Origin of the sequence: Mammaliicoccus sp. F-M27 (assembly GCF_022387115.1) — a bacterium.
Lineage (GTDB): Bacteria > Bacillota > Bacilli > Staphylococcales > Staphylococcaceae > Mammaliicoccus > Mammaliicoccus vitulinus.
On sequence record NZ_JAJNIE010000011.1, the window covers coordinates 73573 to 85433 of the forward strand.

The following is an 11861-nucleotide window of genomic DNA, read 5'->3' on the forward strand; positions in this document are numbered from 1 at the left end:
AAGCACGCACTTTCAAAATCGTAATATTCCAAAATAAAAAAATCTCTTCATTAGGCTACAACCTAATAAAGAGATCTTTAATTCATATATAGATAATACACAGTAAATGATAATTGATTAACCTAAGAATGATTTCAACATCCAGTTATGTTTCTCTAGACTTGTTACCATCGCTAATAGCATATCACCAGTCATATCATCGTTCAGTTTTTCTGCTAATTGAATACCTTCTTCTAATTGTGCAATGACTGTTGTAAAGTCTTTAGATAATTGTTCAACCATTTGATTAGCTGATAAGTTTTTCTCTGCTTCTTCAATTTGTGACCATTCTAAAGCTTCTTTCAATGTTGCAATTGGGTTACCTTCTATTGCTAAAATACGTTCTGCTAAGTCGTCGATATAAACGCTAGCTTCATTATATAATTCTTCAAATTTTTCATGTAGAGAGAAGAAGTTTGGTCCTTTTACATACCAATGATAATTGTGTAATTTAGTATATAATACTGTCCACTCTGCTACTTGTTTGTTTAATACTTCAATTACTTCTTTATTGTTTGTCATTTACTTACACTCCTCTGTAGTTTTCTTTTCTTGATTACAATAATTATTATATTATAATCATTCTAATCTGTCAACGTTTTAGGCGCACTTATTTATAATCATTATAAATAAGGATAGAATAGAAAAAAGAAGGTAAAGTCCTCATTAGGCTTATACCTTCTTTCTATATATATAAACATTTATTTAGCTTTCTCGAGTTTAAGCGGTATTTTTATCTCTTTATCGAGTTTCTTTCCATCCATTAACTTGATGATAGACTCTACGGAAGCTTTACCCATTTTATCTGGTTGTTGTGCGACTGTAGCATCCAACTTACCGTCTTTAATAGATTTCATTGCATCTTCATTGCCATCAAATCCAACAACAATGATATCTTTATCTCCAATAGCTTCTATTGCACCAAGCGCCATTTCATCATTATGTGAAAATATAGCTTCTACTTCAGGATGTGCTTGTAAGATGTTTTGAGTAACATTTAGACCTTCCGCACGATCAAATTTAGCGCTTTGTTTAGCTATTACATCAAGCGATTTGTCTGCAACTTCATGGAAACCTTTACCACGTTCTCTAGTTGCACTAGCTCCAGGAACACCTTCTAATTCAGCTACTTTAGCATTTTTACTCAGTTCATCTAGAATAAACTGACCGCCCATTTTACCCCCTTCAACATTGTCTGAAGCGATAAATGTTGCAACATCACCTTTATCAACTGATCTGTCTAATGTGATAACTGGAATGCCTTCATTGTTAGCTGATTGTACTGAACTTGAAATTGCACTTGAATCAGTAGGATTGATAACTAAATAATCCACTTGTTGTTGAACTAAGTCTTCTATATCATTAGTCTGCTTAGCTGAATCGTCTCTTGCATCTACTACTTTAACTTTCATACCTTGTTTTTTCGCTTCTTTTTCAATACCTTCTTTAATTGAAACGAAGAATGGGTTATTTAATGTAGAAACACTGACCCCAATTGTAACTTCTGATTTCTTCTTATTTGTTTTTCCTTCATTGTCTTTTTTCAATGGTGACTCAAGTGAACATGCCGCTAAAAATAACATAGTTGTCATTAAAAGGATTAAAATTTTCTTCATTTGTTTCTCCTCACTTTAATTGATTATTTTTTTCTATCTATTAAGACTGCTATTAAAATAACTATACCTTTTACAACTTGTTGATAGAATGATGATACACCCAATAAATTCAATCCATTATTAAGCACACCAATGATGAGTACCCCTATTAATGTTCCGACGATGCGCCCTTTACCACCAGTTAATGAAGTTCCACCTAGAACAACTGCAGCGATAGCATCTAATTCGTATGATGTACCTGCTGTTGGTTGTGCTGAATTTAAACGAGAAGTTAAAATCGCACCTGCTAATGCTGACATTAAACCAGAAATACCATAGATTAAAATTTTGACTCTATTTACTTTAATACCAGAAATTTTTGAAGCAATTTCATTTCCACCGATAGCATATGTATGTCTACCGAATGTTGTCTTTTGTAATATAATTGCTAATACGATAAATACGATAATCATTGTGACTGCTGGTACTGGAATACCGAAGAAGTACCCTTTACCAAATAATTGGAACATATAACTATCACCTAAATTGGTAATAGGATTGCCATCCGTTACGACGAGTGTCAAACCTCTAAATATCGTCATCGTAGCAAGCGTTGCTATAAATGGTGCCATGCTACCAAATGTCACTAACACACCATTAAACACACCTAATAAGAAGCCTCCAAGCACACCTACTATCAATGCAACGATTGGATCTAAACCGCTTGTAATTAAAATTGCTGTAAATGCACTAGATAACGCAAGTATAGAACCAACAGATAAGTCTATCCCCCCTGTTAAAATAACAAATGTCATACCAAATGCTATTAACCCATTGATAGACACTTGTCTTAATAAGTTCAATAAGTTGGATAAATCTAGAAACGCTGAATTCATAATACTAATTACTACCACTAATAAAATAAGTCCTATAAATGGAATGATTTTTTCGACAAATGATGTCTTAGCTGCGATTTGTTGCATGTAATTCCCCTCCTGTAGCTAACGTCATAATATTTTCTTCTGTAATATAATCGCCTTCAACTTCACCTTTAATGCTACCTTCTTGAACAACAATCACGCGATCACTCATACCGATTACTTCAGGAAGTTCTGAAGATATCATAATAATTGAAACACCACGTTCTGTTAATTCATTCATCAATTGATAAATTTCCCTTTTTGCACCAACATCTATACCTCTCGTTGGTTCATCTAAAATTAATATTTGAGCGCCAGTACCAATCCATTTTGCTAATACAACTTTTTGCTGATTACCACCTGATAGCGAAGAAACAATTGCCTTACGGTGTGTCTTAATATTTAATCTTTTACTCATTTGATCAGCAAATAAGTGCGTGGATTGCTCTTTTATAAATCCTTTATTAGAAAAACTTTTAAGTGATGGCAACACCATATTATGTTCAATTGAGAAATCTAGTATTAAACCTTCATCTTTCCTGTTTTCAGTAATTAAACCTAACCCATGCTTCATTGCATCTTCAGGCGTTTTTATGGAAACAGCTTGCCCCTTGATTTCAATATCTTTATGACCTTTATCTATTCCGAACAAACTTCGCATAATTTCGGTTCTACCTGCTCCCATCAAACCACTAAATCCAAGAATTTCACCTTGTCTCAATGAGAATGAAATATCTTTAATACCTTGTTCATCATTGTTGAGTGTATTTACTTTCATAATCGTCTCACCTGGTGTAACGGTTCTTTCAGGAAACTGTTCAGTTAAATCTCGACCTACCATTGATTTAACAATTTCATCATAATTCGTATCTTTCGTTTCTTTGTATAAGACAGTTTTACCGTCTCTCATGACAGTTATTTCATCTGAAATCTCAAATATTTCTGCCATTCTATGAGAAATATAAACGAATGAAACACCTTGGCTTTGCAATGTTCTAATCAGTTTAAATAGCTGAGTAATTTCTTTATCAGTTAAAGCTGCTGTAGGCTCATCCATTATAATTATTTTCGCATTAGTCATTAATGCTTTAGCAATTTCAATCATTTGTTGTTCCCCAATGGAACATCTACCTGCTACTTTTTTTAATGAGATGCTGAAATTGAGCTTTTCAAATACTTTTAAAGCTTCTTGTTTCATTTTCTTCTCGTTTAAAATACCAAATTTATTTCTCACTTCTTTACCTATAAACAAGTTCTCTAGAACTGTTAACTCAGGCCATATATTTAATTCTTGATGGATAAACGTAATACCTGCGTCTTCTGACATCTGTGCATCTTTATATTCTACTTGTTCATTTTGAAACTTAATTTCCCCTTTATCTTTTGCATGAATACCTACAAGAATTTTCATTAATGTTGATTTCCCTGCACCGTTTTCTCCCATAAGTGCATGAACTGAAACTTCTTTAAGATTAAAATCTACGCCAGTTAATACTTTATTTTGGCCAAATGCCTTATGTATTCCAGTCATTTCTAACATGGAACCCCTCCTTTAAAATAAAACATCACTTTCCAATATTACATTTGCAAATGGTGTTGCTTCCCCTGTTCTAATGATGGCTACTGTATCTTGAGTTAATACTTTAAAAGTTTCATGTGATACAAATTGCTGCTCTACTTTTGTTTGACTCACTTTTTCGAAGAGTGCTTTATTTTCTGTTTTAATTTCTTCAGCAAAAATCATTTTTTGAACTGACATATGTTTTAATACAATTTCGAAAACGCTTTCAAAACTTGGTACACCAAAAGTCAGTGCTAAATCTATTTTACGCACGCCTTTTGGTATCGGTAATCCACAATCTGCTATCACAATGCGATCTGTATGTCCAAGATCGCTTAATACTTTTGATATGTCGCTATTTAATATGCCAGTTTTATACATCCCATTCTCCTTTAATATCTTCTAATGTAGGCATGCCACTTTGTGCACCCATTCCTGTAACTGAATGACTTGCTGCTAGATTAGCAAAAGCCAATGCTTTTTCTAAGTTATATTCTTTTTGAAGTGCTACAGCAAATGCACCATTAAATGTATCTCCTGCACCTGTTGTGTCTTTAACATCACGTATAAATCCATCTACTTGCACTTTTTCATGACCATTATGATAAACTGCACCTTTTTCCCCTAACGTGACGATTAATTTCATAGGATAAGCTGAAAGTGCATCATCTAAATCACCTTTAAACATAGCATCACTTTCTGTTTCATTCGGCGTTAAATAGTCTACTTTTCCAATGATAGAATCACTAATTTCTCTGTAAGGAGCTGGATTTAAAATTGACACTAAACCATTTTTCGAACAATAGTCTATTACAAATTCAACCGTCTCACTTGGAATTTCTTGTTGCAACAACACGATATCTCCTTCAGATAAAGATTCTAAATGTTTCTGTACAAATGTTGGCGTAACTTCATAATTAGCTGAAGGAACGACAATAATACTGTTGTCTTGTTCTGATAAAGTGATATGAGCAGTTCCAGAAGGCAAATGTGTAACGCGTTCCACACCACTCACAATTACATTGTTATTCTTCAAATTTTCATATATTTCTTTGCCGAAATCATCTTCACCAATTCTGCCAACCATATGTACTTGTTCTCCTAGTCTAGCTGCAGCCACTGCTTGGTTAGCACCTTTACCACCAGGTGTCGTGAAGAAGTCATCTCCTAAAATCGTTTCTCCTTTACCAGGTCTCTTAGATGCAGAGACTACTAAATCTATAGACATACTACCGATTACTATAATATTCTTCATATTAACCTCTCCTCGTTGATTGTCTTTCTATTAAAGTTACATCTAATATTTGATGGTGATCTCTTTTCACACCTTCTAATTGTTTAATCAATTGCTGACATGCTTTTTTCCCAATTAAATATGCCGGTTGATGTATCGTCGTTAAACTTGGCGAATATGTACTTGATAAAGGGATATCGTCATAACCAACAACTTGAATATCATTGGGTACGTTGTAGTTATAGTTATAAAGTATACTCATCACTTTAAATGCCCCAACATCATTACTACAAATAATACTATCGATATGATGTTCTATAATCATGTTGATTAAATCTTCGTCGGATAGTTCTAGTTCGTTGGCTGATATGTAATGCACATGTGCTTGATCTAACGTTGTCTTCGCACCATGAAACCTTTCTCTAAATGATTTATAATTTAAATTCTGTTCTAAAATGAGAACTGACTTTGCATGACCTTTAATCATCGCTTGAGCTTGAAGTTGACCACCTTTAAAGTGATTCGTTTCAACAAATTCATGATTTTCGTACACACGGTCTAATAATACGAAAGGCATATTATATGATTTAAATGAATCAAATGTTTCTTTGCTCGATAGTTGAGACGCTATAATTCCACTGCAATTATGAACATTAAACGTATTTAAATAAGCAAGTTCTTTCTCATCATTGTTATCTCCATTACCTAAAATAATATGATAACCTTGTTCCATTGCTTCGTCTTCAACACCTCTTGCAACGACTGTAAAAAAAGGATTACTAATATCAGGAAGTAATAGACCAATCATTTTAGACTTACGTTTATATAAAGTTCTTGCTGTTTCATTAGGACTATAATTTAAATCTTGAATTGCTTTGTCGATTTTATCTTGTGTTTCCTTTTTAACATAACCACTCTTATTTAAGGCTCTAGACACAGTTGCAACAGATACTCCTGCATATTGAGCGACTTGTTTAATTGTTGCCATCATTCAACTTCCTTTTTGTGTAACCGTTTACATAAAAGGATATCACGCTATCTTTATTTATGCAATATTAATCTAAAAAATATTTTCTTTCTTCAATAGTTGGTAACTTACATTCATTTTTAAACTGCATTTTATGTCGGATTTGAGCAAATAAATCGTATCCAAAGTTTCGAATACATTTCGGAATGCATTTTAAAATCCAACCTAGTAATTGATAGTTTTTTATATTTCGCAGTAAATGTACAATAGCATCCGATTTGATATAAACATCATCCCCGTCAACAACTACAATCGTATCGACATTTTTCAAATCTGGTCTAACAGCTGTTAGATTTTTTCCGTATGCACCTTCAAGTTGAGCAAATTGAAATCTAGTAGAAATTTTATGATCAATTACCCACATAACTGCTCTATTACAATAGCCACAATCTCCATCATAGTAAACAATAGCCATCTGTATCACTCCTAATATCTATTTTCTTTAACGTAACACGTCTTCAATCCAAATAAAACCGAGACGATATTTTCGCCTCGGTTTTATTTTATGATGCTTTACTAAATTCTTTATATTCTTCTTCGTTAATTGTAATAATCTTAAATCCTAAATATCCAAATATAACTGAAATAATTGGAACTGTATAATTGAACACGGCATAAAGACCATAATCCAATACATTTACATTCAATGTTTGTGCGATAAATACGCCACAAGTGTTCCACAAGAAAAATACTGACGTTACTGTACCACCGTCTTCTAGAGCGCGTGATAAATTTTTAGGATGCAAGCGTCTATCTAAAAATGTATTGATATACATTCTTGAAGGTACGACGATTGATATGTATTGTTCTGAACATGAAGCGTTTGTACCTATACATGAAACGATAACTGAAGCGATAAGGCCGCCAGTTCCTTTAGCTATTTTTAATATTTGCGTAATAATAGCTTTCAACATACCCGAATATTCAAGAATTCCGCCAAAAGTCATCGCGACAATTGTCATCGATATCGTATAGAACATCGATTCTAATCCACCTCTATTGAACAATTCTTTAACTAAATCATTTTTAGAATCCAGCACATATCCAGTTTGTAATGTTTGAACGCTATCATGAAGGCTTACACCTTGAATAAATATTTGTGATAAGAACCCTAATACAATACCTACTACAAGTGCAGGGATCGCTGGAACTTTTAATGCTACTAAAATAATAACTATGACTGGTACTAATATGAGCCATGGTGAAATTGTAAATTTATCTAACATTTCAGCGTTAATGCCATCAATCTTTTCTTGATTCATATTAGCTACTGAAAATTGTTGTCCTAGTATAAAGAACACGATTAGCGAAATGATCACAGCAGGTACCGTCGTATAAAACATATGTTTTATATGATCAAATAGATCTGTCCCTGTTAAACCGGCTGCTAAGTTTGTTGTATCTGATAATGGGCTCATTTTATCTCCAAAGTAAGAGCCTGAAATAATTGCACCAGCTATCATGCCAGCAGGTATATCCATACTTAAACCGATACCCATTCCTGCAACGCCTACTGTAGCCATAGTTGACCAACTGCTTCCGATTGCTAGTGAAACAATTGCACATATAACTGCTATCGTAACTAAGAATAAAGAAGGTGTTATAAGTTGCAAACCATAATATATCATTGTGGCTACAACACCGCCCCCAATCCAAGCACCGATAATTAATCCAACTAATATAATGATAACTATCGCTGGTAATGCTAACCTTATACCTTTATACATCATTTCTTCGATTTCTTTCCAACTATAGCCGTGATAGTATGCTACTATCGCCGCAATTGCTGTACCTATCATAAGCGGAATATGAGGTGCTTGTTCTAATACAACTACTGTAAACAGCATACTCATAATCATGAATGCAAAAGGCACAACAGCCCAAATGAAACTTATGCTTTTCTTCGATGTTGATTCATTTTCCATAGAGAAACCTCCTCGCAAATTAAAGCGCTTACATTTTTATATTTTAATATTTTATGACTGTTTATACAACACTATATTTATATGGACCTACAATAAAGTTATAGGTCCACGTAAGTACATCCATATTTATTGATCTTTAAGCATAAATAATACTTCTTGCATGATTTTATTAAACTCTTCTTTGTAGTCATCATTGAAACGTAATATGACTGCTCTTTCGTCAGATTTCAATCTATTTTTTAATATGTATTTCTTCTCAAATAATCTTTTAATTGCGCGAGCAGATTTGTTCTGTTTAATATAACCCTTTTCTATAGCATCTTTTAGATGAACTTCTCCTACTTCGTTTAACTTCATTAAAAAGAAGAATTCATGCTTCTTTAGACCATAATTTTGTTCAATAACTAAAAAGATGTTATCAATTTTATTTTGGTAGTCGAAAAATTCGGAACATGTTGTAATTGCTTCTGAATAAGATTGAGTTGTCATAGTCAGGCCTCCTGATTATTAGTTAATTAAATTATCTTAAAATAATTTTAACACAAAATTAAATAACATCAATATGGAATTTAATAATATATTTGACAATTTATGTATTTTTTAGTGGTCAATTAGCAAACTGATATGACATACTCACAAAATTTATAAATGAACGATTATTGTTAAAACAAAAAAAGATTATAACAGCTTTCTTTATAATCTCAGACTGTCAACAAAGTCACTTAAAGTGAACTTGTTGGCGGTTTTTTAGTAAACAGCGTGATATGTTTTAAAATCTTACGATTTTGAAAGTGCATGCTTGCCTAGGGGTATGGCTCGAGCCTGTAGTGTCTCACTCATACTATTCCCCGGGCGTCAGCACTTTGCAAAATCGTGGAGAATATTTTAAAGATTTTTTGCTATTTATCATGTGGACCTTCACTTGATAAATTCAACGGCTCTATTTATCATGTGGATTCTGACTTGATAAATTCAAAATAAAATTTAACATAGAATCAACTCCTAAATAAAATTTCATCTATTTTATAATTTGATTTGTTAATATTCGGTATTTTTTTAGCGCTGACTCCTGCGGGAACAGCATGATTCGAAGACTACAGGCTGAGAACATGCCCGCGGAAAGCTTGCGCATAAAAAAATGCCGGCAAAGTTTAAAAAACTTTGTCGACACACTGAGATTAAGTGATTGATGTTACTTACCTTTTTTATCTTTCAAATAAAATTCTTTCCCTGTAAAAAACTCTTTCGTTAATGCTTTAACTTTAGGTGATAACATGACAACAGCTATAATATTCGGAATTAAAATACATGCTAAAGCAATATCTAATAAGTTCCATAGTTGTGTTCCTGCACCAAAAGCTCCAAGCGCAATTGATAATACGTAAACTATTTTCATAATAAATCCTGCTGTGAGTCCAAATAAGTATTCTGCCATCCTTGAGCCATAATATATAACGACTATAATTGTAGAGAACACGAAGAACACCATCGAAATAGATACTATCCAACTTCCAAATGTTCCGAAAGCATTATTAAATGCTCTCGCCGTTAGCGCTGCTGATTGTTCCGTTGCATCATCATCTTTCCATACATCTGAAACGAGCACTACGAATGCAGTCGTACTACAAATAATTAAAGTATCTACTACAATTTCACTCACACTCCAGAAAGCTTGTCTAACTGGATGATCTGTCTTTGCTGCTGCATGCGCAATTGGTGATGTACCTAAACCAGCTTCATTAGAATAAATACCTCTCGCGAACCCCCAACGAACCGTAGTCGCTAGCGCTGCACCAAAACTACCACCTAAAGCAGCATCTGGGTTAAAAGCTTTTTCAACAACTAAAGCGATGACACCCGGTACATGCTGAATATTGATCGCAATTATAATGAATCCCATAATACAATACAATCCAACCATTATCGGAACAATCATTTCAGTAAACGTTGCAATACGCTTAATACCGCCAAATACAACCATTGCCGCTGCAATAGCTAATAAAATGCCTGTAATACCCATATCGATATTGAATGTATCTTCAACTGTACTTGCTGCTGAATTACCTTGTACCATAATACTTGGTATAAGCTCAATCATTAATGCAAACGCAAATACAAAGGAAAATATGAGACCGACTTTCTTATTTTTAAAACCTTTTTTCATGTAATAAGTTGGCCCACCTACAAACTCACCTTTATCATTCTTTTCTCGATAATGAATACCTAATACGTTCTCGCTATATTTTAAAGCCATACCTAAAAAGGCGATGACCATCATCCAAAATACAGCACCTGGACCACCCATCATAATGGCAGTAGGCACACCAACAATATTTGCTGCACCAACTGTAGAAGATAACGCCGATGTTAATGCTTGTCTTGGTGTAATGGTTCCTTCACCCTTTGGCTTTTTATTAATGCTGCCAAATGTTTGTTTCATCATATATCCAAAATGTCTAAATTGAATAAAACATAAGTATAATGTTAAAAATAAACTAGATAATAATAAAAGTGTGACGATTGGATACCCCCATAACCAATCAGAAAATGCTACGATTTTTTCCATAAAATGACCCCTTCTCTTTCCTACGATTAGTCAAGTGCTTAAGTTTAAAATAGTCATCACTTAATAAGACCGTCCAATTTTATTTTTTTGAATAAGGTGTTAGACTATATGTGATTATACGATTTAATGTGGGGACATTTCGTAATCGTATAGTTTATGTTTCATTATTAAATAATGAAATGTTTTTAATAGTCGATTAATACATGCGACAATAGCAGTCTTATGAGATTTCTCATTAGGCTGCTTTCTTAATTTATAGTAATAATCTACAATATGATTATTATAACGATGTTGTCCACGAATAATATTCATTATTACCAAAAATAATAAGCGTCTCGCCTTTTTATTACCGCGTTTATTGATGGTATCTCTATAATGTGTCCCACCAGATTGACATCGTTTGATATCAATTCCTACAAAAGCATTTAACTGTTTATTTGATTTGAATCGAGATATATCTCCAAGCTCACCGATTATCATGGCTGCAGTTAGATCTCCAATTCCTGGTATAGAACAAATAATTTCAAAGCAGTCAAGTTCTTGAGCTAATTGAATCATTTCTTTATCTAATTGTGATAATTGTCCAATGGACTTTTTCAATTTTTGAATTAATAATTGTGCTTTTTTAACTAGGAACGAAGATGAATTGACGTTAGGGTAACTATCATTCGCTAATTTAAAAAGTGTTTCTCCATAACTTTCTGCTTTTCGTTGAGATAATCCTTTATCTGTAGATTTTAAAATTGTAGAAATGATACTTTCCATATCATTTTGTTGAACAAAATCAGGATGAGTAAATATTTCAGCGATATTTAAGGCAATCATTGAATAACGATTTTTAAATAGTTTTTTTAAGCCAGGAAATGTTTGATGAAGTATCTCAATAATTTCAACTTTCAATCGATTTTGTTCATTTTCGAATTCTAGATGAAATCGAGCACGCTCACGTAATTCAAAGTAAATATCATCATTTGTATTATTTAAACTATCGGAA

12 protein-coding genes are annotated in these 11861 nt (G+C 33.1%); all 12 read right to left on the reverse strand.

The window, feature by feature from the left end; all coding sequences use genetic code 11:
• Nucleotides 1-117: 117 nt before the first annotated feature.
• Nucleotides 118-561, reverse strand: a complete 444-nt coding sequence (locus tag LQ598_RS11010; RefSeq protein WP_016912487.1) for a Dps family protein — start codon at nucleotides 559-561, stop codon at nucleotides 118-120.
• A gap of 179 nt (nucleotides 562-740) precedes the next feature.
• Nucleotides 741-1655 (reverse strand): D-ribose ABC transporter substrate-binding protein, encoded by a 915-nt coding sequence (locus tag LQ598_RS11015; protein WP_103322770.1) that lies wholly within the window; start codon nucleotides 1653-1655, stop codon nucleotides 741-743.
• A 23-nt stretch (nucleotides 1656-1678) separates the two neighbouring features.
• Complete coding sequence (locus LQ598_RS11020) at nucleotides 1679-2617, reverse strand: ABC transporter permease (protein WP_016912485.1); 939 nt, start codon at nucleotides 2615-2617, stop codon at nucleotides 1679-1681.
• Nucleotides 2598-4094 carry a sugar ABC transporter ATP-binding protein gene (locus LQ598_RS11025; RefSeq protein WP_107559258.1) on the reverse strand — a complete coding sequence of 499 codons (1497 nt, stop codon included), beginning with the start codon at nucleotides 4092-4094 and terminating at the stop codon, nucleotides 2598-2600. Before LQ598_RS11025 ends, LQ598_RS11020 begins: the two co-directional genes overlap by 20 nt.
• Before the next feature lie 12 nt (nucleotides 4095-4106).
• Entirely contained in the window at nucleotides 4107-4496 is a 390-nt protein-coding gene (gene rbsD, locus LQ598_RS11030; protein WP_016912483.1) for a D-ribose pyranase, read from the reverse strand.
• The gene (gene rbsK / locus LQ598_RS11035) at nucleotides 4489-5370 is read right to left on the reverse strand and encodes a ribokinase (RefSeq protein WP_107557015.1); all 882 of its coding nucleotides are present in this window, start codon (nucleotides 5368-5370) and stop codon (nucleotides 4489-4491) included. The genes rbsD and rbsK overlap by 8 nt, the downstream gene beginning before the upstream one ends.
• Before the next feature lies 1 nt (nucleotide 5371).
• A complete protein-coding gene (locus LQ598_RS11040) occupies nucleotides 5372-6337 on the reverse strand; it encodes a LacI family DNA-binding transcriptional regulator (RefSeq protein ID WP_107557014.1) in 966 nt (321 codons plus the stop codon).
• A gap of 67 nt (nucleotides 6338-6404) precedes the next feature.
• Nucleotides 6405-6791 (reverse strand): thiol-disulfide oxidoreductase DCC family protein, encoded by a 387-nt coding sequence (locus LQ598_RS11045; protein WP_107557013.1) that lies wholly within the window; start codon nucleotides 6789-6791, stop codon nucleotides 6405-6407.
• 88 nt (nucleotides 6792-6879) lie between these two features.
• Complete coding sequence (nhaC, locus tag LQ598_RS11050; protein WP_192978069.1) at nucleotides 6880-8301, reverse strand: Na+/H+ antiporter NhaC; 1422 nt, start codon at nucleotides 8299-8301, stop codon at nucleotides 6880-6882.
• Between the two features lie 126 nt (nucleotides 8302-8427).
• On the reverse strand, nucleotides 8428-8790 hold the full coding sequence (locus LQ598_RS11055) for a transcriptional regulator, SarA/Rot family (protein ID WP_016912478.1): 363 nt from the start codon (nucleotides 8788-8790) through the stop codon (nucleotides 8428-8430).
• Between the two features lie 703 nt (nucleotides 8791-9493).
• Nucleotides 9494-10867 carry an alanine/glycine:cation symporter family protein gene (locus LQ598_RS11060; RefSeq protein ID WP_192978356.1) on the reverse strand — a complete coding sequence of 458 codons (1374 nt, stop codon included), beginning with the start codon at nucleotides 10865-10867 and terminating at the stop codon, nucleotides 9494-9496.
• Between the two features lie 123 nt (nucleotides 10868-10990).
• Nucleotides 10991-11861 (reverse strand): transposase (locus LQ598_RS11065; RefSeq protein ID WP_239745503.1); only part of this gene is annotated, 871 nt, incomplete at its 5' end.

Excerpts from the sequence above, each read along its gene's own strand:
- LQ598_RS11010 (WP_016912487.1), bottom strand. The coding sequence starts at position 561 with ATGACAAACAATAAAGAAGTAATTGAAGTATTAAACAAACAAGTAGCA.
- LQ598_RS11015 (WP_103322770.1), bottom strand. The coding sequence starts at position 1,655 with ATGAAGAAAATTTTAATCCTTTTAATGACAACTATGTTATTTTTAGCG.
- LQ598_RS11020 (WP_016912485.1), bottom strand. The coding sequence starts at position 2,617 with ATGCAACAAATCGCAGCTAAGACATCATTTGTCGAAAAAATCATTCCA.
- LQ598_RS11025 (WP_107559258.1), bottom strand. The coding sequence starts at position 4,094 with ATGTTAGAAATGACTGGAATACATAAGGCATTTGGCCAAAATAAAGTA.
- rbsD (WP_016912483.1), bottom strand. The coding sequence starts at position 4,496 with ATGTATAAAACTGGCATATTAAATAGCGACATATCAAAAGTATTAAGC.
- rbsK (WP_107557015.1), bottom strand. The coding sequence starts at position 5,370 with ATGAAGAATATTATAGTAATCGGTAGTATGTCTATAGATTTAGTAGTC.
- LQ598_RS11040 (WP_107557014.1), bottom strand. The coding sequence starts at position 6,337 with ATGGCAACAATTAAACAAGTCGCTCAATATGCAGGAGTATCTGTTGCA.
- LQ598_RS11045 (WP_107557013.1), bottom strand. The coding sequence starts at position 6,791 with ATGGCTATTGTTTACTATGATGGAGATTGTGGCTATTGTAATAGAGCA.
- nhaC (WP_192978069.1), bottom strand. The coding sequence starts at position 8,301 with ATGGAAAATGAATCAACATCGAAGAAAAGCATAAGTTTCATTTGGGCT.
- LQ598_RS11055 (WP_016912478.1), bottom strand. The coding sequence starts at position 8,790 with ATGACAACTCAATCTTATTCAGAAGCAATTACAACATGTTCCGAATTT.
- LQ598_RS11060 (WP_192978356.1), bottom strand. The coding sequence starts at position 10,867 with ATGGAAAAAATCGTAGCATTTTCTGATTGGTTATGGGGGTATCCAATC.